The organism is Acidovorax sp. Leaf78, assembly GCF_001422735.1.
Lineage (GTDB): Bacteria > Pseudomonadota > Gammaproteobacteria > Burkholderiales > Burkholderiaceae_C > Acidovorax.
This window is the reverse complement of record NZ_LMLZ01000012.1, coordinates 98,025-121,227: the sequence shown is the minus strand read 5'-3', so window position 1 is coordinate 121,227 and position 23,203 is coordinate 98,025. Positions and strand designations below refer to the sequence as shown.

The 23,203-nt window shown below is 67.3% G+C and carries 22 protein-coding genes; 8 read left to right on the top strand and 14 right to left on the bottom strand.

Annotated features, from left to right (window positions below; genetic code table 11):
• Positions 1-115: 115 nt before the first annotated feature.
• From ASF16_RS09050 to mltG, 6 genes are all read right to left on the bottom strand, one after another.
• On the bottom strand, positions 116-880 hold the full coding sequence (locus ASF16_RS09050; protein WP_082516814.1) for an ankyrin repeat domain-containing protein: 765 nt from the start codon (positions 878-880) through the stop codon (positions 116-118).
• On the bottom strand, positions 877-1,683 hold the full coding sequence (locus tag ASF16_RS09045; protein WP_056165487.1) for a TatD family hydrolase: 807 nt from the start codon (positions 1,681-1,683) through the stop codon (positions 877-879). The genes ASF16_RS09050 and ASF16_RS09045 overlap by 4 nt, the downstream gene beginning before the upstream one ends.
• 153 nt (positions 1,684-1,836) lie before the next feature.
• On the bottom strand, positions 1,837-2,196 hold the full coding sequence (locus ASF16_RS09040) for a PilZ domain-containing protein (protein ID WP_056165485.1): 360 nt from the start codon (positions 2,194-2,196) through the stop codon (positions 1,837-1,839).
• Positions 2,193-3,230 (bottom strand): DNA polymerase, encoded by a 1,038-nt coding sequence (locus ASF16_RS09035; protein ID WP_056165483.1) that lies wholly within the window; start codon positions 3,228-3,230, stop codon positions 2,193-2,195. Before ASF16_RS09035 ends, ASF16_RS09040 begins: the two co-directional genes overlap by 4 nt.
• Positions 3,227-3,901, bottom strand: coding sequence for a dTMP kinase (gene tmk / locus ASF16_RS09030; protein WP_056165481.1), 675 nt, complete (start codon positions 3,899-3,901; stop codon positions 3,227-3,229). The genes ASF16_RS09035 and tmk overlap by 4 nt, the downstream gene beginning before the upstream one ends.
• Positions 3,898-4,884, bottom strand: a complete 987-nt coding sequence (mltG, locus tag ASF16_RS09025; RefSeq protein WP_369817131.1) for an endolytic transglycosylase MltG — start codon at positions 4,882-4,884, stop codon at positions 3,898-3,900. The genes tmk and mltG overlap by 4 nt, the downstream gene beginning before the upstream one ends.
• Before the next feature lie 45 nt (positions 4,885-4,929).
• On the opposite strand from mltG, the gene ASF16_RS09020 reads away from it, so the two are divergent.
• Positions 4,930-5,844, top strand: a complete 915-nt coding sequence (locus tag ASF16_RS09020; protein WP_056165477.1) for a folate-binding protein YgfZ — start codon at positions 4,930-4,932, stop codon at positions 5,842-5,844.
• 107 nt (positions 5,845-5,951) lie between these two features.
• Here the strand turns inward: ASF16_RS09020 and ASF16_RS09015 are convergent, their stop codons facing one another.
• The 3 genes from ASF16_RS09015 to ASF16_RS09005 form a co-directional block, all read right to left on the bottom strand.
• Entirely contained in the window at positions 5,952-6,809 is an 858-nt protein-coding gene (locus ASF16_RS09015) for a YbgC/FadM family acyl-CoA thioesterase (protein ID WP_056165475.1), read from the bottom strand.
• Positions 6,810-6,842: 33 nt separating this feature from the next.
• Entirely contained in the window at positions 6,843-7,763 is a 921-nt protein-coding gene (locus ASF16_RS09010; protein ID WP_082516855.1) for an alpha/beta hydrolase, read from the bottom strand.
• 117 nt (positions 7,764-7,880) lie between these two features.
• The gene (locus ASF16_RS09005) at positions 7,881-8,759 is read right to left on the bottom strand and encodes a 2-keto-4-pentenoate hydratase (RefSeq protein ID WP_056165471.1); all 879 of its coding nucleotides are present in this window, start codon (positions 8,757-8,759) and stop codon (positions 7,881-7,883) included.
• A gap of 166 nt (positions 8,760-8,925) precedes the next feature.
• Here ASF16_RS09005 and ASF16_RS09000 point away from each other — a divergent pair, with 166 nt between their 5' ends.
• Both ASF16_RS09000 and ASF16_RS08995 read left to right on the top strand, forming a co-directional pair.
• On the top strand, positions 8,926-10,062 hold the full coding sequence (locus ASF16_RS09000) for an iron-containing alcohol dehydrogenase (protein WP_056165469.1): 1,137 nt from the start codon (positions 8,926-8,928) through the stop codon (positions 10,060-10,062).
• A gap of 355 nt (positions 10,063-10,417) precedes the next feature.
• Positions 10,418-13,225 (top strand): EAL domain-containing protein, encoded by a 2,808-nt coding sequence (locus ASF16_RS08995; RefSeq protein WP_056165468.1) that lies wholly within the window; start codon positions 10,418-10,420, stop codon positions 13,223-13,225.
• A 99-nt stretch (positions 13,226-13,324) separates the two neighbouring features.
• On the opposite strand, the gene ASF16_RS26070 is transcribed toward ASF16_RS08995, so the two are convergent.
• The 5 genes from ASF16_RS26070 to ASF16_RS08980 form a co-directional block, all read right to left on the bottom strand.
• Positions 13,325-13,873 carry a hypothetical protein gene (locus ASF16_RS26070; RefSeq protein WP_156372007.1) on the bottom strand — a complete coding sequence of 183 codons (549 nt, stop codon included), beginning with the start codon at positions 13,871-13,873 and terminating at the stop codon, positions 13,325-13,327.
• Positions 13,867-14,523, bottom strand: a complete 657-nt coding sequence (locus ASF16_RS25370) for an N-acetylmuramoyl-L-alanine amidase (protein ID WP_082516813.1) — start codon at positions 14,521-14,523, stop codon at positions 13,867-13,869. The genes ASF16_RS26070 and ASF16_RS25370 overlap by 7 nt, the downstream gene beginning before the upstream one ends.
• 169 nt (positions 14,524-14,692) lie before the next feature.
• Entirely contained in the window at positions 14,693-15,973 is a 1,281-nt protein-coding gene (locus ASF16_RS08990) for a patatin-like phospholipase family protein (RefSeq protein ID WP_056165466.1), read from the bottom strand.
• Between the two features lie 112 nt (positions 15,974-16,085).
• Positions 16,086-16,913 carry an HDOD domain-containing protein gene (locus tag ASF16_RS08985; protein ID WP_056165464.1) on the bottom strand — a complete coding sequence of 276 codons (828 nt, stop codon included), beginning with the start codon at positions 16,911-16,913 and terminating at the stop codon, positions 16,086-16,088.
• 60 nt (positions 16,914-16,973) lie between these two features.
• Entirely contained in the window at positions 16,974-19,343 is a 2,370-nt protein-coding gene (locus ASF16_RS08980; protein ID WP_056165462.1) for a Tex family protein, read from the bottom strand.
• Between the two features lie 168 nt (positions 19,344-19,511).
• On the opposite strand from ASF16_RS08980, the gene ASF16_RS08975 reads away from it, so the two are divergent.
• From ASF16_RS08975 to ASF16_RS08955, 5 genes are all read left to right on the top strand, one after another.
• The gene (locus ASF16_RS08975; protein ID WP_056165460.1) at positions 19,512-19,919 is read left to right on the top strand and encodes a hypothetical protein; all 408 of its coding nucleotides are present in this window, start codon (positions 19,512-19,514) and stop codon (positions 19,917-19,919) included.
• A gap of 40 nt (positions 19,920-19,959) precedes the next feature.
• Positions 19,960-21,108, top strand: coding sequence for a DUF72 domain-containing protein (locus ASF16_RS08970; protein ID WP_056165458.1), 1,149 nt, complete (start codon positions 19,960-19,962; stop codon positions 21,106-21,108).
• Between the two features lie 98 nt (positions 21,109-21,206).
• Positions 21,207-21,494: a hypothetical protein gene (locus ASF16_RS08965; RefSeq protein ID WP_056165456.1), complete on the top strand. Its 288-nt coding sequence runs from the start codon at positions 21,207-21,209 to the stop codon at positions 21,492-21,494.
• Positions 21,495-21,508: 14 nt separating this feature from the next.
• On the top strand, positions 21,509-22,276 hold the full coding sequence (locus ASF16_RS08960; RefSeq protein ID WP_056165454.1) for a histidine phosphatase family protein: 768 nt from the start codon (positions 21,509-21,511) through the stop codon (positions 22,274-22,276).
• A 2-nt stretch (positions 22,277-22,278) separates the two neighbouring features.
• Positions 22,279-23,196: an NAD(P)H-hydrate dehydratase gene (locus ASF16_RS08955; RefSeq protein WP_056165451.1), complete on the top strand. Its 918-nt coding sequence runs from the start codon at positions 22,279-22,281 to the stop codon at positions 23,194-23,196.
• Positions 23,197-23,203 lie beyond the last annotated feature (7 nt).

The following is a 23,203-nucleotide window of genomic DNA, read 5'->3' as shown; positions in this document are numbered from 1 at the left end:
TAGCTACTGGCGCTTGCCAGACAAGCGGCAGGGGCTACTTTGGCTGATATTTCGTAGCCCACAAGCCCACCAGCCCGCAGCTACCCACTACCCACTACCCACTACCCACTACCCACTACCACTTGCCGCGGTTGGGCTGGCGGCGCCGCAGCGCTTCGGCGATCTTTGCCGCCGAGTCCGTGCGGCTTGCCCGCATCGCAAAGTCGGTGGCGGTCAGCCCCAGCTGGTTCTTGAGCGTGGGGTCTGCGCCTTCGTCCAGCAGCAGTTGCACCGACTCCAGCGACGCGTAGTGCGCCGCCATCATCAGCGGCGTGGTGCCGTTCGGCGATGCGGCGTCGATGTAGGCATGGTTCTCCAGCAACAGCGCGATGATCTGGCGGTGTGCAGCCGAGCCGGCGGATGCCGCATAGTGCAGCGGCGCCCAGCCGGTTTTGTTCACGTCGGCATCACGGGCGATCAAGGCCTTGACGATGTCGACCTGGCCCTTGATGGCGGCCAGCATCAGCGGGCTTTCGTCCTGGGTGTTGCGCACCTCGACCTTGATGTTGCGTGCCGCCATCAGCGCCGCAACGGCCTTGAGCGAGTCGCTCTGCAGCGCAATCAACAGGCCCGCCTGGCCCTTGGCGTCGCGCGTGTTCGGATCGAAGCCGCGGCGCAGCAGGGCCGTGATGGCATTGCCGTCGTCCCGCTGAATGGCCGAGAAGAAATCTTCGTAGGCCCCGGCCTGGGCCCAGGGGGCGAACAGGGCTGCAGCCAGGCCCGCCAGAACCTTGCGGCGGTGCGTTCGTGTGGGGTTTGCGGCCCCAGCAGCGGCTGCGGTGGTGATGATGGTGGTGATGTCGATGGCGGGCGATGCGCCGTCTGCGTGCACGATCGTCATGCGGTGACCCCCTTGAACAAGGTTTCGAAATTGCGGCTGGTGGCCTCGGCCACCTCTTCCACCGCGATGCCCTTGGTCTGGGCCACCTGCTGGGCCACGTACGGCACATAGGCCGGGCTGTTGGTCTTGCCGCGGTAGGGCACGGGTGCCAGGTAGGGGCTGTCGGTCTCGATCAATGTGCGGTCCAGCGGCACGTAGGCCACCACGTCGCGCAGCTCCTGCGCGGTCTTGAAGGTGACGATGCCCGAGAACGACAGGTAATAGCCCAGGTCCAGCGCCGCGCGGGCCACCTGCATCGATTCGGTGAAGCAGTGGAACACGCCCCCGGCGATGTTGCCGGAGCCGTCCTCGCCCTCCTCCCGCAGGATGGCCAGCGTGTCGTCCGATGCGCTGCGGGTGTGGATCACCAACGGCTTGGCGCAGGTACGCGCTGCGCGGATGTGGTTGCGAAAACGGTCGCGCTGCCACTCCAGGTCGGCAATGCTGCGGCCGCCCTTGCGGTCTTCCATGCCGTAGTAGTCAAGCCCGGTCTCGCCGATCGCCACCACCCGGGGCAGCGCGGCGCGGGTCAGCAGGTCCTGCACGGTGGGCTCCTGCACACCCTCGTTGTCGGGGTGCACGCCCACCGTGCTCCAGAAGTTGTCGTGGGCCGTGGCCAGGGCATGAACGCCCTCGAACTCCTCCAGCGTGGTGCAGATGCACAGGGCCCGGTCCACCTGCGCCTGGGCCATGGCCTGGCGGATGGCGGGCAACTGGCTCAGCAGTTCCGGAAAGTTGAGATGGCAGTGCGAGTCGGTGTACATGCGGTATCAGGAAAACGAAGCGGTAACAAACGGGGCGGACCGGTGAGTTGCCGGGCAGCCAAGCTAGTGCGACCACCCTGGCGCGCGTAAGTTCTGCCCCCAATAAAAATGCCGACACGCCTGCGCGGGTCGGCACCGGGCACGCAGGCCGTGTCAGATGGTCTGGGTCGGACGGTCGGAGCCCAGGGCCGTGCCCAGAAGCTCTTCGATCTTGACCTTGAGCTGGCGCGACTTTTCGTCCCGGGGAAACTGGATGCCCACGCCCTGCGTGCGGTTGCCCGCTGCGCGTGCCGGTGTCACCCAGGCCACGCGGCCCGCCACGGGGTAGCGCTGCGTATCGTCCGGCAGGGTCAGCAGCACATAGACATCATCGCCCAGCTTGTAGTCGCGCTGGGTGGGGACAAAAATGCCCCCTTCGGCAAAAAAGGGAATGTAGGCCGCATACAAGGCCGCCTTTTCCTTGATGGCCAGCTGCATGACGCTGGGGCGGGGTGCGGTGGAGGGACTGCTCATGGGTGGGTGCCTGGGGCTGGTTGTCTCGAGTGTAGGGTGTTTCTCGCCTGCGCCACAAGCGCCTCCAGCATGAGCCCTGCGTTGAACGGATGCTCTGCCGTGCGCGCCTCTTTGGCCAGCGCGCGCGACCAGCGGGTGAGCGCGCCCAGCGGCGGCACGGCCTTGGGCAGGTCGGCAGGCGCAAAGTAGCGTGGCGCGGCGCCCACGCTCGCGGCCATCAGGTCGTGGCAGAGCTTTTGCAGTGCATCGATGGCCTGGGCGGGCGCCCAGTCGCCCAGCGCGGTGACGTCGCCCTTGGCCATGGCCTGGGGCAGCGCAGACCACGCCTGCGGGCTGCGGCCGGACTGGGCCCATGCCAAGGCATCGTCGGGCCTGCCGCCTGCGGCGCGCAGGAAGGCCTTGGCCGCATCGTCGGCCACGCCCTGCCCGCGCAGCCACTGCAGCATCTCGGCCTCTGCGGGCCAGGCCATCGCGTGGCCCAGGCAGCGGCTGCGGATGGTGGGCAGCAGCTGGTGCGCTGCCTCGCTGGCCAGCACAAAGCGCACATCGCCCGGCGGCTCCTCCAGCGTCTTGAGCAGCGCGTTGGCCGTGATGTGGTTCATTTGCTCGGCCGGGTACACCAGCACGGCCTTGCCGCGGCCCCGGGCCGAGGTGCGCTGCGAAAACTCCACCGCATCGCGCATGGCCTCCACGCGGATCTCGCGGCTGGGCTTGCGTTTCTTGTCGTCGATGTCGGCCTGTGCCTTTTCGGACAGCGGCCAGCCCAGCGCCATCATCTGCACCTCGGGCATCAGCACGCACAGGTCGGCATGGGTGCGCACCTCGATGGCGTGGCAGCTGCTGCACTGGCCACAGGCACCGTTCGGGCCAGGCGCGTCGCACAGCCAGGCGCGCACCAGTTCCAGCCCCAGCGTGTACTGGCCCAGGCCCGACGGGCCCTGCAACAGCCAGGCATGGCCGCGCTGCGCCAGCAGGCTGGTGCGCTGGGCGGCGATCCAGGGGGCCAGTGCGGCGGATGGAGCGTCGGTGCTCATCGCGGGCCTCCTTGCGACGCCACCATGATCGCCAGCCACCCTTTGCGCACGAACACGCTGGTGAGCTGCTGCCACACGCGGTGGCGGTCCTGCGCGGCGTCCAGCCGGGCAAAGCGCTGCGGCCCAGCGGCTGCGCGGTCGGCATAGCCCTGCGATACGCGGCGGAAGAACTCGACGGGCTGGGACTCGAAACGGTCCGGAACGCGTGCACCCGCCAGGCGCTCTGCGGCCACTTCGGGGGGCAGGTCGAACCACACGGTCAGATCCGGTTCGCGCATCAAACTGGCGTCTGGCGCAAGCCCCGTCTGCGCCAGGCGCTCCAAAGTCGATAGCACGCCCACATCGAAGCCACGGCCTGCGCCCTGATAGGCGAACGTGGCGTCGGTGAAGCGGTCGCACAGCACCACCTCGCCCCGCGCGAGCGCAGGTTCGATCACATGGAGCAAATGGTCGCGGCGGGCGGCAAAGATGAGCAGAGACTCGGTGAGCGCATCCATGGGGTCGGCCAGCACCATTTCGCGCAGCTTTTCGGCCAGGGGCGTGCCGCCGGGCTCGCGGCTCACGGTGACCGTGCGGCCCTGCGCGCGAAACGCGGTGGCCAGGCCCTCGATGTGCGACGACTTGCCCGCCCCGTCGATGCCTTCGAAGCTGATGAACAGGCCCTGGGTCATTGCCCGCCTCTCTGGTACCGGTTCACGGCGCGGTTGTGTTCTTCGAGCGACGCGCTGAAGTGGCTGGTGCCGTCGCCCTTGGCCACGAAGTACAGCGCACGCGTGGCCTCGGGCTGCACCGCGGCCACCAGCGCGGCTTTGCCGGGCATGGCAATGGGTGTGGGCGGCAGGCCGGCGCGGGTGTAGGTGTTCCAGGGGGTGTCGGCCAGCAGGTCGCGTTTGCGCAGGTTGCCGTCGAACTTCTCGCCCAGGCCGTAGATGACGGTGGGGTCGGTCTGCAGCAGCATGCCCACGCGCAGCCGGTTGGTGAACACGCCGGAAATCTGCCCACGGTCGCTGGCGCGGCCGGTTTCTTTTTCGACGATGCTGGCCAGAACGAGTGCCTCGTCGGCCGACTTGAGCGGTGTGTCTGGCGCGCGCTGGGCCCAGGCGGCTTCGAGCTTGCGGTCCATCGCGTGCATTGCGCGGCGCAGCAGGGCGATCTCGCCGGAGCCTTTGGCATAGGCGTACGTGTCGGGGAAGAACCGGCCCTCTGGTGCTACGCCCGGGCGGCCCAGTTGCGCCATCAGGGCTTCGTCGGTCAAGGCCGCGGCGTCGTGCTTGATCTGCTCTTCCTTGGCCAGCGCCTGGCGCACCTGGCGCCAGTTCCAACCCTCCACCAGGGTCAGCGCCCGCAAAGACTCTTCACCCCGCACCAGCTTGTTGAGCAGGCTGCGCGGCGTGGTGCCGGGGGGGATTTCGTAGTTGCCGGCCTTCATGGCGCGGTCCTGCCCAGAGAAGCGGAACCACGCGTACAGCAGCCGGGCATCGGTCTGCGCGCCCGCGGCCACCACATCACGTGCGATGCCGCGCGGCGTGGTGCCAGGCTCGATGGCCAGCTCCAGCGGCTCGCTGCCCATGGCAAGCGGCTGGTGCAGCCACCAGAAGGCGGCGCCACCGGCACCGATGAGAACCACCAAGATCAAAGCAAGTAGACGTCGCACAACCCTGATGAATGTATGTGTAGAACCGGGCATCATAATTCAGCGATGACCCACCCTCTGAACGGCATTGCCCCTCTGTCCCACCTGGGCGTGATTCGTGTCGCAGGCGACGACGCCGCCAAGTTCCTGCACGGCCAGCTCACCCAGGATTTCGCCCTGCTGGGCGACGACCAGGCCCGCCTGGCGGCCTTTTTGTCGGCCAAGGGCCGCATGCAGGCCACCTTCATCGGCTTCAAGCGCAGCGCCACCGAGATCCTCCTGCTGTGCAGCCCCGACCTGCTGCCCCCCACCCTCAAGCGCCTGTCGATGTTCGTGCTGCGCGCCAAGGCCAAGCTGACGGATGCGACGGCCGACTTCGCGCTGTACGGCCTGGCGGGCGATGCCGTCACGGCCCTGCCCCAGGGCGCACAGCCCGCCTGGACCAAGGCGGACGTGGGCGCCGCGTCGGTGGTGCACCTGTACCCCGCCGACGGCCAGCCCCGTGCGCTGTGGGTGGCGCCGGTGGCCGACCCTGCGCCCACGGGCACAGCCATCGACCCGGCCGTGTGGGCCTGGGGCGAGGTCCGAAGCGGCGTCGCAACGTTGACCACCCCGGTGGTCGAAGCCTTTGTGCCGCAGATGCTGAACTACGAATCCGTGGGCGGCGTGAACTTCAAGAAGGGCTGCTACCCCGGCCAGGAAGTGGTGGCGCGCAGCCAGTTCCGCGGCACGCTCAAGCGCCGGGCCTACGTGGCCCACGCTGCCTCTGCAGTAGCCGTCGGGGCCGAGGTGTTCAGCACCAACGACCTGGAGCAGCCGTGCGGCACGGTGGTGCAGGTTGCGGCGGCACCGGCGGGGGGTTTCGACGCCATCGTGTCGCTGCAGATCGCAGCCGCTCAGGACAGCCTGCAGGTGGGCGCGGCGGACGCCGTGGCGCTGTCGTTGCAGCCCCTGCCTTACGCACTGCTCGACGATATTTGATAAAAAATCAGCTCTACCGCTTGCCTGGCGAGCGGTAGCAGCTCATATTTTTATAGCATCCACAGGCACCGCACCCAGCCGTGACACGGCCGTGCCCATGCGGGGCACTACAGCCGCTGCGCCATGGCGATATGGGCAATGCCGGCCTCCTCGTACGGCTGGCCCACCACCGTGAACCCGGCGCGGCGATAAAACCCTTCGGCGCTGCGCTGGGCGTGCAGTTGCACTTCGGTGTCGCCACGCGCTTTGGCCGCGCCCACCAGGGCATCCAGCAGTTGCCGGCCCCAGCGTCCGCCGCGCACGGACCGGTCCACCGCCATGCGGCCGATGCGGCCGACGCCGGGCTCGGGCTGCAGCAGGCGCCCCGCGGCAATCGGCATGCCCAGGCGGTTGTAGAGCACCGCGTGGCGCGCCGAGATATCGAGCGCATCGGCCTCGATATCGGCGGGAATGCCCTGCTCGCGCACGAACACATCGGTGCGCACGCGGCCTGCATCACGGCCCAGCGTGTTCCAGTCGCCGGTCTTGACTTCGGCCATGTCGTGGCCGGCCTCGAAGCCGTCGAAGATGGCGCGCAGCGCGGGCGGCACGGGCCGCGAGGTCTGCGTGGCCGGGTCGGCGAACACATAGACCAACTCGGCCGAGATCAGCAGCCGGTCGCCGCTGAAGATGCCCGCCTGGAACAGGCAGGACGAGGTGCCGATGCGCGCGCACTTCAGGCCCACCTCCAGCGTGTCGTCGAGCCGTGCCGACGCGTGGTATTCCACCGTCGCCTTCTTCACGTACATCTCGCCGCCCAGGGCGTGCATGCTGCTCTCGTAAGGCAGCCCCAGCGCCCGCCAATAGTCGGACATGGCGGTGTCGATGTACATCAGGTAGTGGGCGTTGAACACGATCTTCTGCATGTCCACCTCGGCCCAGCGCACGCGCAGGCGGTGGAACAATCGGAAATCACTGCGTTGCATGGTGTCGTTGTCTCCAAGGATTGTTATGAAGGGTCAGTCCAGGCCGAAGGCGCTGCGCAGTGCTCGCGCCGCATCGGCATGGGCCTGGCGTGCCTCAGGGATGGCGCGGCCCATCTTGATGAATTCGTGCGTCACACCGCGGTAGATTTCCAGGTCTACCGGCACGCCCGCCAGGCGCAGCTTGTCGGCATAGTCCACGCCTTCGTCCACCAGCGGGTCGCACTCGGCCAGGCCCACCCAGGCGGGCGCCACGCCATCCACATCGGGCGCGAGCAGCGGTGCAAAGCGCCAGTCCTCGCGCTCGGCGCGGCTTTGCACGTAGTGGCCGAAGAACCAGCTGATGGCGGGCTCTTCCAGCACCAAGCCGCGCGCAAACGTGGTGTGCGATGGCGTGTCCTGGTGCGCGGCACAGCCGGGGTAGAACAGCATCTGCAGTGCCAGCGGCAGGCCCGCATCGCGCGCCAGGATGGCGTTCACCGCGGCGAGCGTGCCGCCCGCGCTGTCGCCGCCCACGGCCAGGCGGGCGGTGTCTGCGCCCCATGCGCCCCCCTGCGCAGCCAGCCAGGCCAGCGCATCCCAGGCGTCGTTGCTGGCCACCGGAAAGCGGTGCTCGGGCGCCAGCCGGTAGTCCAGCGACACGACCATGCACCCCGCCAGCCGCGCGAGTTCACGGCACAGGATGTCGTGCGTGGCGATGTTGCCGATGGTGAAGCCGCCGCCGTGCGTGTACAACAGCAGCGGCAGGCCCGCGTCCGTGCTGGGGGCGTACAGCCGCACGGGCAACGCATACCCGTCGCGGGCCGGGATGGTCAGGTCTTCGACGCGTGCCAGCGGGGCCTTGGGCACCTCCAGCACATCGGCACCGGCCTGGTAGGCCACACGGGCATCCTGGGGTGATCGGGTGTGCAGCGGCGCATGCCCGGCGCGGGCCATGCGCTCGAGCACGCTGCGCATCTGGGGGGTCAGGCGGGTATGGTGGATGTTCAGGTCAGCGGTCAATGGGAAATCTCTGGCAAGGCCGCGCCCTCCCCCGCACGGGCCGGGGCGCGGGCGCATGCAGGGTGTCTTGTTTTACTTGAAGCTCAGGCGCACGGGCGCGGCACCCGGCAGGCCGTCGTACGTGGCCGTCACCGACAGGCCGGGCTTGGGCGGCAGCAGCGGCGAGAAAGAGCCCAGGCTGATGAGGTCGCCCGGCTGCATGGTCAGGCCCTCCTGCTGCAGCGCGCCGGCCAGCCACACGACGGCATTGAGCGGATGCTCCAGAATGTCGCTGCCCTTGCCGCCGCCCAGGCGCGCGCCGCTGGCGTCGGTGAGCGACACGTTCATGTCGGCCAGCGCCTGCAGCATCGCAAAGCGCTCGCCCCGGTAGGCAGGCACCGGCAGCGGCGTGCCGGCCACGCCCAGCCGCGCGCCCACATTGATGGCGCTCACGCCTGCGCCGTTCAGCTTGGGCGGTGCCTGCACCAGCAGGTCGGGCAGTTCGATGAAGGGGATGACCTGGTCCACCGCGTCGAGCACCTCCATGGGCGTCTTCGCGTGGTTGATGGCGGCGCTTTTCACACGCACCAGCATGTCCGCTTCATACAGCGGACGGGCACCGAAGGCCGTGTCCACCGAGGCACCGCTTGGCAGGATCATGCCCTCGTAGAGCTTGCCCCACACGGGCTTGTCGGTGTTGAAGCGCTTTTGCACGGCGGGGTTGGTCAGGCCTGCCTTGTAGCCCACCACCTTGCCCAGCCGCTGCGCCAGCAACTGGTTGACCTTGCCGCGCGTGCAGGCGCCGTCGGCGTCGGACAGGTTCTCCAGGTCCGCGGCGGGCGTCTTGGCCAGGTAGTTGGCGACGAGTTCCGAGGCCTGCGCATCGGTCAGGCACTCGGCCTGGGCGACTGTCGCAAAAGCGACGGACGCGCCTGCCAGAGCGAGGGAAATGAGGGTTTGCTGAGTGGTCATCGGTGTCTCCGGGTTGTAGAGTGCCTGGAACCTGTCCGGCGCCTGCACTCCACGCTCCTCGCAGAGCGGCCCTGCGCACAGCGCAGTGGCCGACTCCATCTCGCTTCGCAGGCACGGCAACGGACAGCTTCAGCGATCCATCGTAAACGTAACTTCTGCAACCACCATGGCTTTCATCTACTACGTCACCCAGATCCAGTTCGAGTTCGGCGCCGTCCAGTTGCTCAAGCAGGAGTGCGAGCGCGTGGGCATCACGCGCCCGCTGGTGGTGACGGACCCGGGCGTGAAGGCCGCGGGCGTACTGCAAAAGGCGCTGGATGCGCTGACCGGCCTGCCCGTGGCAGTGTTCGACCAGACCCCCGCCAACCCCACCGAGGCCGCAGTGCGCGCGGCGGTCGAGGTGTACAAAGCCCACGGCTGCGATGGCCTGATCGCGGTGGGCGGCGGCTCGGCCATCGACTGCGCCAAGGGCATCGCGATTGCTGCCACGCACGAGGGGCCGCTGACGCACTACGCCACCATCGAGGGCGGCTCGCCGCGCATCACCGACCGCGCCGCGCCGCTGATCGCCGTGCCCACCACCAGCGGCACGGGCAGCGAGGTGGCCCGCGGCGCGATCATCATCGTGGACGACCACCGCAAGCTGGGCTTCCATTCGTGGAACCTGGTGCCCAAGACCGCCATCTGCGACCCCGAGCTGACGCTGGGCCTGCCCCCCGCGCTGACCGCTGCCACCGGTATGGATGCGATTGCGCACTGCATGGAAACCTTCATGTCCGCTGCGTTCAACCCGCCGGCCGACGGCATCGCGCTCGACGGCCTCACCCGCGGGTGGGCCCACATCGAGCCCGCCACCAAGGATGGCAGCGACCGCGACGCGCGCCTGCAGATGATGAGCGCCAGCATGCAGGGCGCGATGGCCTTCCAGAAGGGCCTGGGCGCGGTGCACTCGCTGAGCCACAGCCTGGGCGGCGTGAACCCGCGCCTGCACCACGGCACGCTCAACGCCATGTTCCTGCCGGCTGTGGTGCGCTTCAATGCGGGCGCCGAGTCGGTACAAAAGGACAAGCGCCTGGAGCGCATGGCCCACGCCATGGGGCTGGCAGCTGCGGGCGACATTCCCGAAGCCATCCGCGACATGAACGCCCGCCTGGGCCTGCCCACAGGCCTGGCCGCGCTGGGCGTGACCGAGGCGCTGTTCGACGACATCATCAAGGGCGCGATGGCCGACCACTGCCACAAGACCAACCCGCGCGTGGCCACACCTCAGGAATACCGCGACATCCTGGCGCAGTCGCTGTGATGGTGTGAGGGTGGCGGGGCCCACGGGCCTGCCTCACCGCGGGCTCTGCTGTGCGATGCGCAAACGGGGTTGCTGCCACGGCCCTGCCGCCCCCACGGCCTGCATAACCTTCACGGCCCGAATGACAGTCATGGGCAGCGCGCCTACACCGGCATCGCGGCCACTGTGCGCCATGCCGTCAGGATGGGTGCGCGCTCCGGGACCTCCCCGCATGTTCTTCGGCGCGCAACCACTCACGAAAACTCACAACATGGGTTGTCGCCCTGGCGACGCCGCAGCACGAAGCGCTAGACTCCAACAAACAATTAATTAATTAACAATCATTTACCCTGTGGTCCGGGGAAGGCGATTCACCATGCGCAGCGGAAAACTCAGCAACTGGCTCTGGCGGGGCACCTACCCCCGCCTGTACGTGCCCATTGTGCTGATCATTCTCGCGGTCACTGGCGTGCGCTACCACTATCTGCTGTCTACCGAGATTGCAGAATCCCACCGCCTCGCGACGACCGAGTTGCGCCGGGTGGGCGACGCGCTGCTGCCGGCGCTGTCCGCGCTGCCTGTTGGTGATTCCGAAGGCGCGGCCATCGTGCTGCGCGAAGCACTGGCCGGCTCGGCCGCGGTTCGATCCCTGCAATGGACCGCGGGCACGCAGCCCGCTGTGGAAGCCGCCAGCGCCCGCCCAGCCCCGCGCGCGCCAGACTGGTTTGCCCGCTGGCTCGATGTGGGGCCGCTGGTGCAGCAATTCGGTCAGAACACCTTGTCGGGCCAGCCCGGGCGCCTCATGGTCACGCTGCATACAGAGCCACTGGTGGGCCAGATCTGGAGCACGGTGGTGGTGCAGCTGCGCATCACGGCACTCAATATCTTCACCATCTTCTTTCTGCTCACGCTGTTGCTGCGCGCCAATGCACGCATGCTGCGGCGCCTGGCAGAGGCCACCGACGCCTTCCGCCAGGGCCGTCTGGACACCCGCATGGACGTGACCGGCACGCTCGAATCACGCGCCATGGCCGCCACCTTCAATGACATGGCGGGCAAGGTGCAGTCGCTGGTGCTCTCGCTGCGCGAAACCCAGCATCTGCAAAGCGAGCAGCTGCACTTCACGCGCCAGCTGATCGACGCCCTGCCCCTGCCCGTGTTCGTGCGCGACCCCAAGGGCGCCTACCTGGACGTGAACCGTGCCTGGCAGCGCATCTTCCAGCCCCGGGCGGACCTGGGCCACCCCGCACCGCCCAGCACCTTCTACCCGCCGGAGCTCTCGCCCGAGCGCTCGGCCCAGATCGCCATGGCGCAGGACAACGAGATCCGCATCCGCCCCGCCAACCACCACCCGCCGCGGGACATGGCCTACTACGAGGCGCCGTTCACCACCACCAGCGGCGAGCTGGCGGGCACCATCGGCACGCTGGTGGATGTGACCGAGCGCAAGCGCGCGCAAGAGGCCCTGCGGGCAGAAAAAGAGCGTGCCGAAGTCACCCTCGCGTCCATCGGCGACGGCGTGATCACCACCGACCTGGCGGGCTGCATCGAGACCATCAACGAGGCCGCGCAGCTCATGACCGGCTTCAACGCCGACCAGGCCACGGGCCGGCAGCTCGACACCGTGTTCCGCCTGTACGAAGACCCGGCCAGCCGCAATGCCAACGCGGCCGCGGAACGCGACACCGTGCCCGGCGCGCTGCAGCAGGCCACCCACGAATTGCTGATCCACCGCTCCGGCGAGCGCTACGCCATCGAATACACCGCCTCGGCCATCCGCAAGGGCGACGGCATGGCCGTGGGCTGCGTGCTGGTGTTCCGCGACGTGACCGAAACCCGCAACCTGCGCCACCAGATCTCCTGGCACGCGCGGCACGACGCGCTCACGGGCCTGTACAACCGCGCCGCGCTGGCCGAGCGGCTGACCCACGCGATCTTCGTGGCCCGGCAAAAGGGCCTGCTGCTGGCCGTGTGCATGCTCGACCTGGACCACTTCCAGGCCGTGAACGACGCCCACGGCAACCGCGTGGGCGACCGCCTTCTGAAAGAAACCGCCCGGCGCCTGGGCGCCTTCATCACGCCGCAGGATGCGGTGGCGCGCATGGGTGGCGACGAGTTCGTGCTGCTGCTGGGCGAGCAGGCCGACGTGCCGGCGGTCGAATCCCGCGTGCGCGTGCTGATGCAGCAGCTGGCAGCGCCCTACGCCATCGACGACCGCGTGATCACCACCACCGTGAGCGTGGGCGTGGCGGTTTTCCCGCAGGACGACGCCAACCCCGACACCCTGCTGCGCCATGCCGACCAGGCGATGTGCCAGGCCAAGAGTTTCGGGCGCAACCAGATGCACGTGTTCGACGTGCAGCTCGACCATGCCGTGCAGACCCAGCACACCCGCCAGACCCGCGTGGCCCGGGCGCTGCACGCGGGTGAACTGGTGCTGCACTACCAGCCCAAGGTCCACCTGCGCACCGGCGAGATCCTGGGCCTGGAGGCCCTGCTGCGCTGGCAGCACCCCGAGCAAGGCCTGCTGGGCCCGCAGCATGTGCTGCCACTCATCGAGGACGCGGAGCTGGAGGTGGAGCTGGGCGAATGGGTGCTGCGCCAGGCACTGACCCAGATGCGCCACTGGACCGATGCCGGCATGCTCTGGGAGGTCAGCGTGAACATCTCCGCACGGCACTTCCACCGGCCCAACTTCGTCGAGCGCCTGAAAGACATCCTGCACACCTGCCCGGAGGTGTCGCCCACCCGGCTGGAGCTGGAGATCCTCGAATCCGCCGCGCTGGAAGACATGCAGTACATGCGCCACATGATGCAAAGCTGCCAGGCGCTCGGCGTGCGCTTTGCGCTGGACGACTTCGGCACCGGCTTCTCATCGCTGTCTTACCTGAAAAGCCTGCCGGCCGAGACGATCAAGATCGACCAGTCGTTCGTGCGCGGCATCCTCGACGACGAGGACGACCTCACGCTGGTGTGCGCCATCGTCGCGCTGGCAGCGGCCTTCCAGCGCCATGCGGTGGCTGAAGGTGTGGAGACCGCCGAGCAGGCGGCCCGGCTGCTGGAGCTGGGCTGCGAGCGTGCCCAGGGCTTCGGCATTGCACGGCCCATGCCGGCGCATGAGGTGCTGCCGTGGGTGGCCCTTCGAGAGGTAGCGCGGGCACCCACCGCGCCACTGCATACCTAGTTCACTCGGCGACAATGTGAACTGGCTTGGGGTGTTCACGCCCTTCAAAGCATCGCCAAATGCGACAGCGTCAAATTACTACATGCAGCGCAAACACCGTTATTTTGAACATGGCTCACAGTAATAGAAAAAGACGTCTGTCTCTTTTCCCTTTTGCAACGGAGAGAGGTAGCCCACCTTGCCTTCGCTGGACAGCGAAAAATGGGCAGTTCTTCCATTGGAAAATGTGATTTTCACATTTTCGCTGCTGCACTCACCCTGCTGCCCGTAATAATTCATCACGGCCATCTGCGAGACAGGCACAGAGTTCTTGATAAAGAAACGCACACCCGATTCCGTCAAGCGAGGACCAGCGTCACCGGTGCAAATTTTTCCATCTGCATCAAAGTAATGCGAATTTTTAACCTTGACGTTCTTGATGGTGCCGAGTGGAAAGGCTCTGGCGGTATTTCTCACGCAATCTTCGCGTTCGTCCCGCGATTGGATGCCAGTGCAGCTGTCGAGGCCTGCCTTCACCTCGTTAGCGTTTTTTACAATCAAGCCATTGCTTGAAGGGGGCTGAAAGGCCGGCTCGCCCTTATTTTCTGCAAGACAAGGCAATGCGAGCGACGCGATCGATACGCCTACCAACAAAGGCTTGATCACCATGATGCTGTGCTCGCTTCGGTCGGATTCTTTCTGCTGACCACCGGATGGCGAAACACTTCTGATTCGGCGATTTGAAGTGTTTGCCGCAATTCGGAGACCAGCCAGCGCAAAGATAAGTTTTGCGCATGATTCACGTCTTCATATACCGAATTGTTGTTGAAATAGACCTCTTTTTGTCTTGGAGAAGCTCCAGCCGGGGCCGACTTTCCAGGCGGCAGAAATGCTTTTCCGGCAATTTCTATTCCTATGCTATCCACGTTAGATGGGTATCTGGACAGCGTAGACTTCAGCATTTCGATCTCGTGCATCCGGTCTACGGCACTTTCTTGTGGGAAACCTTTGGATTTTGCAAACGCCGCGGGTTTACACGAATATTCAGCCAGACAACGTGCCTGCAGTGCGCCAACGTGGTTGGTTCGTTTGAACACAGAAGCTGTCTGGTAGATGACCCCGTCCTTGTCGATAAGAAAATGCGCGCCGTTTGCCTTTGCGTTTGCGTAGCTGTTGAGGGAGCTTGAAGCACGGTCTGCGCCAGTTTGATGAACAATAATCCCTTTCACGTCAGTCAACGGCTGTCTTTCGATCTGCGAAAACCGCCTAGGACGTACATGCGCGGAAACCAGCATGCCTTGCTCATCAATTTGCAGCATCTCAACTCCTGTGAATATCAGGCGATTGTATTTATCAGACGATAGCAATCTATAAAATTAGAAACACTTGTGTTTTTTGAAACTTGCGCACAACAAGATTGGCAGCGATGAATGCGACTCCCGTGACGACAGATATACCCTGAGATAGTCACGATACCCTGTATCTCTGTTACAAAATGCCTACTTGCGTCATATTCACCCGCTCCAGCCAGGTTACCCATTCGTCCACCAGTTGCTGGCTAGCGCGTGTGGCCGTGAGCCAAGCCTTGGCGCGTGCAGCGCTGTCGGTGCCGTAGTGGGTGAAGTCGTTGCGGTCCGGCAGCTTGGCATTGGGCAGGGAGCGCACCCAGTCCGGGCTGGGTGACAGCACCACCATGTTGTCCAGGGCGGCGGTGGAGCGGTGGCGCCACTTGAGGCCTTTGTCCAGCCAGCCGGGGACCACGCTGTGCTGGAAATGCGGGTACAGCACCAGCCCGGGCGATGGGCGCGAAGGGTATTTGTGTTGATTTTGGCTGCCACCGCTCTCTCCGCTTGCGCTACCAGCTATTAAATCAATAGCACCATCCAACATCGTGTCCGGTGTCCGTGACTGCGCTTGCGCCGGCATCGGTGCCGATGTGGGTGTCGGTGTAGGTTTAGAAGTCTGCGATGGCTTGCCGTACGCCAGGTGCAGGTGGTAGTCGGTGATGCCGCCATCCCAGTAAGCCCCCCGCGGAGCGCCCGGAATGTTGTGCACCGCCTGCAGTACGAAGGGGATGGAGCAGCTGGCCTGCAGCGCCGGCATGAAGTTGCCGGCGTTCAGCAGCACCTGCCGCGTGCGGTAGTCCGACGTGGCAAAGGGCAGCGCAGCGCATGCCCGGGCGGCAGCGTCGGCCCCCGTGCCCACGGCATCGGGCGATGAAAACACCACCCGCTCCAGCCAGGCGCCCAGGGCCTTGCGGTGCACGGTGTTGGTCAGGAAAGCGCCCAGATAGCCCAGCGGCGTGGCCAGGCCGTGCTCACGCCGCAGCATGTGGCGCCCGCGCGAGGTGACGATGTGCAGCCGGTAGCGCGGGTGGTTGAGCACCTCGTCCACCCGGCCGCCGTAGAACGCATCAAGGTTCTGGCCGAACCGCTCGCTCACGTGGGCCGCCGTGGGCCGCTTCTTGCCGGGCGGCAGGTCGTAGTTCTGGTGGATGTAGTCGTGCTCCAGCCGCTCGAATGCCGCCACCGAATCCTGCAGGCAGGCCGTGGCCATGCGCCACGCGCCGATGGAGGCGCCGACCAGGTGCACCGGCTGGGTGGATTGCGGCAGCCACTGGCCGAAGATGAACCGGTCCATGGGCCCCAGGATGAGCCCCTTGGGACCACCCGCTGCGCCGGGGATCACGCCCACATCGGCGGGCTGCAGGCCGTGTTGTTCAAGGTGTTCGCGGGCGCGGGGGCCGGCATGGATGCGCAGGGCTTTCATGGGCGGGGATTGTCGCAAAGCCCGGCGCTTACGCCTGTCGCGCTGTCATCCGCCACGGCCCTGCGAATCACCCGCTGCGGGCGATACGCCGCACCCGGGCTTGGCGGCCAGTTCACACCACGTAGTCGGCCGCCTCGGGCTTCACCGTCCAGTCGATCGGGTCCTGCTGCAGCACCATGTCGATGTCGAGCCCCAGCGTCAGGCCCACCTCGCCGGGGAACGACACCGCCAGCTCCCGGTCATCCAGCTCGGCCTCGCGGGCGCGGGCGCGCCAGGAGGCCAGGTGGATGACGCCGGCCAGCGGCTCGTAGACGTTGTTGTCGAAAGGTGCGCCCTGGTGCTGCAGGGCGTCCACCACCGTTTCGGGCAGCTGCCACCGGCGGGCCAGGGCCGCGGTGACGTGGCCGTAGCTGTAGCCGAAGATGCGGTGCTCGATCTTGCCGCGCCGCAGGTCGAACGGCGCGACCAGGGTGTTGACGGAGTGCGCCTTGTCCGGGTCGGCCAGGTGGATCACCAGCTCGCCCAGCGCATGCAGCAGTCCGGCCGTGAAGGCGGCGATCTGGTTCTGGTGCACGATGCCTGCGAGCGACCGCGCGAGCTTGGCGGTGTTCAGGCTGTAGCGCCAGAACTGCTGCATGTTCACACCCGGCACCGAGCGGGACGTCGTGCCCAGCGTGGCCGACGACACCAGTGCGCGCACCTGCCCGGTGCCCAGCAGCGCCAGCGCTTCCGGGATGCCGGCGATCTGGCGCGGCAGCTGAAAGGTGGGCGAGTTGGCCAGCTCCAGCAGCCGTGCCGCCAGCGTGGGGTCGGTGCCGAAAAGCTGGCTCAGGCGCCGCAGGCTGGGCTCGTCGTGCGCCAGCTCGTTCATCAGCAGCGCCACGGCGCGCGGCAGGCTGGGCAATGCCACTGGTTGGGCCAGCAGTGCGTTCAACTCCATGGGGTAGGGCACCGAAGGGTTTGGTTGGGCCGATTATGGCCCGCCCTCCCCGCCCGGCACCTAACGATTCTTGGCCTGTTGCAACTTGGCGAACGCCGACGCCATGGCCGACTGCTGCGCGGGTTCGTTGGCCCGGCGCTGCGGCTGGGCATAGCCCCGGCCCGCGCCCTCGAAGCGGTTGTCGCGCGGCGCGCCGCGGTCGCCGCTCTGGCGCGGCGGTGCGGCGTCGAGCTTCATCGACAGGCCGATGCGCTTGCGCTCCACGTCCACCTCCATGACCTTGACCTTGACGATGTCGCCGGTCTTGACCACTTCGCGCGCGTCGTTCACGAACTTGTGCGCCAGCTGGCTCACGTGCACCAGGCCGTCCTGGTGCACGCCCAGGTCGATGAAGGCGCCGAACTGGGCCACGTTGCTCACGGTGCCTTCCAGGACCATGCCTTCCTTGAGGTCCTTGATGTCCTCGACGCCGTCGTTGAAACGCGCGACCTTGAAGTCCGGGCGCGGGTCGCGGCCGGGCTTTTCCAGCTCGCCCAGGATGTCCTTGACAGTGATGACGCCGAACCTGTCGTTGGCGAACAGCTCGGGCTTCAGCGTCTTGAGCATGTCGGCGCGGCCCATGATCTCTGCCACGGGCTTGCCCGTCTTCTCCATGATCTGCTCGACCACGGGGTAGGTCTCGGGGTGCACGCCGGTCATGTCGAGCGGGTTCTCGCCGCCGCGGATGCGCAGGAAGCCCGCGCTCTGCTCGAAGGTCTTGGCCCCCAGGCCCGCCACGTCCATGAGCTGCTTGCGGCTCTTGAACGCGCCGTTGGCCTCGCGCCAGCGCACCACGGCCTTGGCCACGCTGCCCGACAGGCCCGACACGCGGCTGAGCAACGGCACGCTGGCCGTGTTCAGGTCCACGCCCACCGAGTTCACGCAGTCCTCCACCACGGTGCTCAGGGTCCGGGCCAGCTCGCTCTGGTTCACGTCGTGCTGGTACTGGCCCACGCCGATGCTCTTGGGGTCGATCTTGACCAGCTCGGCCAGCGGGTCCTGCAGGCGGCGGGCGATGGAGGCCGCGCCGCGCAGGCTCACGTCCACATCGGGCATCTCCTGCGAGGCGTATTCGCTGGCGGAATAGACGGACGCGCCGGCCTCGCTCACCACCACCTTCTCGATGGCGCGCTCGGCCTTGGCGGCCATCTTGATCAGGTCGGCAGCCAGCTTGTCGGTCTCGCGGCTGGCCGTGCCGTTGCCGATCGCGATCAGGTTCACGCCGTGTTTTTCGGCCAGCTTGGCCAGGGTGAACAGCGAGCCGTCCCAGTCGCGCTTGGGCTCGTGCGGGTACACCGTGGCCGTCTCCACCAGCTTGCCGGTGTCGTCCACCACGGCCACCTTCACGCCGGTGCGGATGCCCGGGTCCAGCCCCATCACCACGCGCGGGCCGGCAGGTGCGGCCAGCAACAGGTCGCGCAGGTTGTCGGCAAACACCTTGATGGCGACCTTCTCGGCGTCGTCGCGCAGGCGGGCGAACAGGTCGCGCTCGGTCGACAGCGACAGCTTCACGCGCCAGGTCCAGGCCACGCTCTTGCGGATCAGGTCGTCGGCGGGCCGGCCTGCATGACTCCAGCCCAGGTGCAGGGCGATCTTGCCTTCGGCCAGGCTGGGCTTGCCAGGCTCTGGCTCTACGGGCAGCACCAGCTTGGCTTCCAGAATCTCCAGCCCCCGGCCGCGGAACACCGCCAGTGCGCGGTGCGACGGCACGCGGCCGATGGGTTCGTCGTATTCGAAGTAGTCGCGGAACTTGGAGACCTCAGGGTCGTTCTCGTTCTTGCCGTCGACCTTCTTGCTGCGCAGCAGGCCTTCGGCCCAGAGCCATTCGCGCAGGCCCTGCACCAGCACGGCGTCTTCGGCCCAGCGTTCGGACAGGATGTCGCGCACACCGTCGAGCACGGCCGGCACGGTGGAGAAGTCGGCGCCGGGCTTGCCGTCGTCCAGCACCTCGGGCGGCTTGGTGAAGGCCACAGCCTCTTTGGCGGGGTCGAGCGTGGGGTCGGCAAACAGCTTGTCGGCCAGCGGCTCGATGCCGAATTCGCGGGCGATCTGGCCCTTGGTGCGGCGCTTTTGCTTGAAGGGCAGGTAGATGTCTTCCAGCTCTTGCTTGGTGGGCGCGGCGGCGATGGCAGCGCGCAGCGCGTCGGTCAGCTTGCCCTGCTCGTCGATGCTCTTGAGCACCGCGGCGCGGCGGTCTTCCAGCTCGCGCAGGTACGACAGGCGCGCTTCGATCTCACGCAGTTGGATGTCGTCCAGGCCGCCGGTGACTTCCTTACGGTAGCGCGCGATGAAAGGCACGGTGGCCCCACCGTCCAGCAGCTCGACGGCTGTGCGCACCTGTTGTTCACTGACCCTGATTTCTGCGGCCAACTGCCGGATGATCTGCTGCATGTGTGGGCGAACTCTCTCTGACGGCGAACCGGCCTTTGCCCTGCGGGGCGCAGCCGGTTCTGAAACAAACAAAACGCGAAGCGCGGGAGTTTGCCACAGGCGCTTTGGCCCCCACCCGACCCCACGGCGTGGTGGTCCCGCAGAGGTCCCTAGAATGCGCAGGCTGCCATGAACGCCCCCATCCCCTTCCCCATCCGCACCGAATGCCCGCCCGGCACCTGCGTGTGCGGGCGGGACGCATTGATCGAGGCGCCTGGCGGCGACGTGCGCATTCTTCGCCTGACGCGCACTGAAGAAAAGAAACTGCTCGAGCGGCTGGAAAACCTGACCAGCCTTGAAGACCTGCGCCGCATGCAGGCACGCCTGGAGCAGCAACTGGGCGTGCGCCTGTCCATCACCCCCGGCCCGAACGAGGTGCGCACGCTGCGCGGCATCGCCATCCTGGTGCTCGATCAGCCCGGCCTGTGCCGCAAGACGCGCCAGGCCATCCCCGCCGCCATCAAGAAGAGCCTGGACCAGCGCCCCGAGATCACCTACGAACTGCTTGATGAAAGCGGGCTGTTCGGTGGCCTGTGAGCCTGCCCCCATAAACCAAAGCCCCGCCCTGCCCGCCTGAATGCAAGACGACCTGTTCGGCGGCCCGCCCGCACCGCCGCGCTCGCCCGCCGCCTATAAGCAGCCACCCGAGTCAGGCACGGCCACGGACGGGCTCATCGCCCACCCGGCACAGCCTTCCCGACCACGCCGCACCGGCGTGCACCCCGCCCCCGGCCACGACGACCTGCGCGCCCTGGCTGCCGCCTTGCCCCCGCAACTGCGCATGGGCACGTCGTCGTGGACTTACCCGGGCTGGAAGGGCCTGGTGTGGGAGGGCGATCATTCCGAAGCCATGCTGTCCAAACAAGGCCTGCCGGTGTATGCCCAGCACCCGCTGCTGCGCACCGTGAGCATCGACCGCAGCTTCTACCGGCCGCTCACGGTGAGCCAGTACGAACGCTACGCCTCACAGGTGCCCGACGATTTCCGCTTCGTGGTGAAGGCGCCCAGCGTGGTCACCGACGCACTGGTGCGCGCCGAGGATGGCCGGGGCCGCGAGCCCAACCCCGCGTTTCTGAGCCCCGACCTGGCCCGCAGCGAGTTCGTGGAGCCCGCCCTGCAGGGCCTGGGGCACAAGCTGGGGGTGCTGGTGTTCCAGCTCAGCCCCCTGCCGCTGGCGCAGCTCGACCGCCTACCGCTGCTGCTGGAGCGCCTGCGCGCCATGCTGCTCGCGCAGCCCGCACTGGCCCCGCTGGCACCCGACGGCGTGATCGCTGTGGAGGTGCGCGACCCCGAGTGGCTGACCCCCAACTTCGCCGCCGTGCTGCGCGAGGCCGGCGCCACCTACTGCCTGGGCCTGCACGCCAAGATGCCGGCCCTGAAGGACCAGTTGCCGGTGCTGCGCGCGCTGTGGCCCGGCCCGCTGGTGTGCCGCTGGAACCTGCACCCGGTGCACGGCCCGTACGGCTACGAAGACGCCGAAAAGCTGTACCAGCCCTACGACCGCCTGCACCACCCCGACGAAGAAACCCGCACCGAGCTGGCCGCCGTGATTGCGGGCATGACCGGGCGCGGTCAGAACGCCTTTGTCACCATCAGCAACCATGCCGAAGGCTCAGCCCCGCACACGGTGCTGGGGCTGGCGCGCGCGGTGGCTGCGGCCAGCGGGCACGCCACGCTCGGTGCCGATGCGTCGGCGCAAGTGGAGTCCGCTGGCAGAGCGGTGTAGGACACGGATCACCGCCAGCAAAACCGCAGGCTGACAGCGTGCGGCATTCACCTCGGCAACGATGAAGGCAACGACATCCAATCCAAGGGGAACCACACATGGGCATTCGCCAAAAAGTCAAAGAAGTACGCAATTGGGATGAGGCACGCCCGAGCTTCCCTGCAGAGCATTGGTTGGTGCTGGGCGCAGGCCTGCTGGTCATGCGCAGCGCCGGCAAAAGCCGGGGCTTTCTCGGCCGCATGGTCGGGCGCGCCGTCGGCAGCGCACTGATTGCCCGCGCCGCATCGGGCCGCAATGGCGTGGTGGGCAAGTTGGCAAGTGCCAGCGCCCCTGGCGCAGGCGTTGCAGGTGTGGTCCGCGCACTGCGCGACCGCACCACGCGCTGACCCGCTGCACCGCCATGGAAACCCGTTGGCCCGCCGCGCTGTGGGTGGTACGGCATGGACAAAGTGCCGGCAACGTGGCCCGCGATGCGGCTGAGGCCGCGGGCCTGGAGACCATTGACCTCGCTTGGCGCGACATCGATGTGCCGCTGTCGGACCTGGGCACCGAACAATCCATTGCCCTGGGGCAATGGTGGGGCCAGCAGCCGGTGGATGCACAGCCCGAGGTGATCCTGTGCTCGCCCTACATCCGGGCTGTGCAGACCGCGCGGCTGGTGGCGGAGCACAGCCGGCTCGAGCATGTCACTCTGCGCCTGGACGAACGGCTGCGCGAAAAGGAGTTTGGCATTCTGGACCGGCTCACCAAGTTCGGCATCCAGCAGCAGCACGCCCAGCTGCACGAGCAACGCACGCACGTGGGCAAGTTCTACTTCCGCCCGCCGGGCGGCGAGAGCTGGTGCGACGTGATCCTGCGCCTGCGCAGCCTGCAGGAGATGGTCACGCGCGAATACGCGGGGCGGCGGGTGCTGGTGGTGGCCCACCAGGTCATCGTCAACTGCATGCGCTACCTCATCGAGCAGATGACCGAGGAACAAATCCTCGCCATCGATCGCGAGGGCGACGTGCCCAACTGTGCGGTGACCATCTACCGCGCCCACGCGGAAGGCGAAGGCCGTACCGACCAGGCCATGCAGCTGGTGCAGGCCAACTTCCTCGCGCCACTGCACGCTGCCAACGCGGCCGTGACCCGCGAGCCCGACGCCACCACCGCCCCCAAGCCCTGACCATGTCTACCCATGCACGGTTGCCCCGCCCCCGGGCGCTGACGGAGTCGCTGCTCGCCCGCTGGCCGCTGCCCGATCCGGGCGACCATGCAGACAAGGAAACGCGCGGCCATGTGCTAGTGGTGGCAGGCAGCCACGAGATGCCCGGTGCCGCCCTGCTGGCCGCCATTGCCGCGCTGCGCGCGGGTGCCGGCAAGCTGACGGTGGCCGCACCCGAGCGCGTGGCACTGGGCCTAGCCCTGGCCATACCCGAGGCGCGTGTGATGGGCCTGGCAGAGACGCGCGGCGGCGGGTTTGCCGCGCGCGACTGCGACCGGCTGGGCCCGCTGGCCGAGGGAGTCAGCGCCGTCGTGCTCGGCCCCGGCATGCTGGACGAAGCACGCAGCGTGGCCTTTGTGCGCACCATGCTGCCGCTGTTCACGCAGAGCACGGTGGTGCTCGATGCCTACGCCATGTCTGCCGTGGGCGACCGGCCCTTCGATCAGCCGGTAGTGATGACGCCGCACGCTGGCGAGATGGCCCACCTCACAGGCCAATCCAAGGACGAAATACTGGCCGACCCGTTGGCCGCCGTGCGCGCTGGCGCGCAGCGCTGGGGGGCGTGCGTGGCGCTCAAGGGGGGCATCACCTTCATTGCGCAACCCGACGGCAGCGCGCTGCGGTTTGCGGGGGGCACGCCAGGGCTGGCCACATCGGGCTCGGGCGACACCTTGGCCGGGTTGATCGGCGGGCTGGCGGCGCGCGGCGCACTGCCACTGCACGCCTGCGCCTGGGGCGTGCTGCTGCACGCACGCGCCGGCGCTGCACTGGCCCGAGACCAGGGCACCCTGGGCTACCTCGCACGCGAACTGTCCGCGCAGGTGCCGGCACTCATCCACGCCATGGGGCGACGCACCGGCGGCAAAGGGCCAGCAGGATAAGCAAAAA

Bases quoted from the DNA above. Each gene is read 5' to 3' on its own strand.
- ASF16_RS09050 (WP_082516814.1), bottom strand. From the start codon at position 880: ATGACGATCGTGCACGCAGACGGCGCATCGCCCGCCATCGACATCACC.
- ASF16_RS09045 (WP_056165487.1), bottom strand. From the start codon at position 1,683: ATGTACACCGACTCGCACTGCCATCTCAACTTTCCGGAACTGCTGAGC.
- ASF16_RS09040 (WP_056165485.1), bottom strand. From the start codon at position 2,196: ATGAGCAGTCCCTCCACCGCACCCCGCCCCAGCGTCATGCAGCTGGCC.
- ASF16_RS09035 (WP_056165483.1), bottom strand. From the start codon at position 3,230: ATGAGCACCGACGCTCCATCCGCCGCACTGGCCCCCTGGATCGCCGCC.
- tmk (WP_056165481.1), bottom strand. From the start codon at position 3,901: ATGACCCAGGGCCTGTTCATCAGCTTCGAAGGCATCGACGGGGCGGGC.
- ASF16_RS09020 (WP_056165477.1), top strand. From the start codon at position 4,930: ATGACCCACCCTCTGAACGGCATTGCCCCTCTGTCCCACCTGGGCGTG.
- ASF16_RS09015 (WP_056165475.1), bottom strand. From the start codon at position 6,809: ATGCAACGCAGTGATTTCCGATTGTTCCACCGCCTGCGCGTGCGCTGG.
- ASF16_RS09010 (WP_082516855.1), bottom strand. From the start codon at position 7,763: ATGCGCAGCGTGCTCGAGCGCATGGCCCGCGCCGGGCATGCGCCGCTG.
- ASF16_RS09005 (WP_056165471.1), bottom strand. From the start codon at position 8,759: ATGACCACTCAGCAAACCCTCATTTCCCTCGCTCTGGCAGGCGCGTCC.
- ASF16_RS09000 (WP_056165469.1), top strand. From the start codon at position 8,926: ATGGCTTTCATCTACTACGTCACCCAGATCCAGTTCGAGTTCGGCGCC.
- ASF16_RS08995 (WP_056165468.1), top strand. From the start codon at position 10,418: ATGCGCAGCGGAAAACTCAGCAACTGGCTCTGGCGGGGCACCTACCCC.
- ASF16_RS26070 (WP_156372007.1), bottom strand. From the start codon at position 13,873: ATGGTGATCAAGCCTTTGTTGGTAGGCGTATCGATCGCGTCGCTCGCA.
- ASF16_RS25370 (WP_082516813.1), bottom strand. From the start codon at position 14,523: ATGCTGCAAATTGATGAGCAAGGCATGCTGGTTTCCGCGCATGTACGT.
- ASF16_RS08990 (WP_056165466.1), bottom strand. From the start codon at position 15,973: ATGAAAGCCCTGCGCATCCATGCCGGCCCCCGCGCCCGCGAACACCTT.
- ASF16_RS08985 (WP_056165464.1), bottom strand. From the start codon at position 16,913: ATGGAGTTGAACGCACTGCTGGCCCAACCAGTGGCATTGCCCAGCCTG.
- ASF16_RS08980 (WP_056165462.1), bottom strand. From the start codon at position 19,343: ATGCAGCAGATCATCCGGCAGTTGGCCGCAGAAATCAGGGTCAGTGAA.
- ASF16_RS08975 (WP_056165460.1), top strand. From the start codon at position 19,512: ATGAACGCCCCCATCCCCTTCCCCATCCGCACCGAATGCCCGCCCGGC.
- ASF16_RS08970 (WP_056165458.1), top strand. From the start codon at position 19,960: ATGCAAGACGACCTGTTCGGCGGCCCGCCCGCACCGCCGCGCTCGCCC.
- ASF16_RS08965 (WP_056165456.1), top strand. From the start codon at position 21,207: ATGGGCATTCGCCAAAAAGTCAAAGAAGTACGCAATTGGGATGAGGCA.
- ASF16_RS08960 (WP_056165454.1), top strand. From the start codon at position 21,509: ATGGAAACCCGTTGGCCCGCCGCGCTGTGGGTGGTACGGCATGGACAA.
- ASF16_RS08955 (WP_056165451.1), top strand. From the start codon at position 22,279: ATGTCTACCCATGCACGGTTGCCCCGCCCCCGGGCGCTGACGGAGTCG.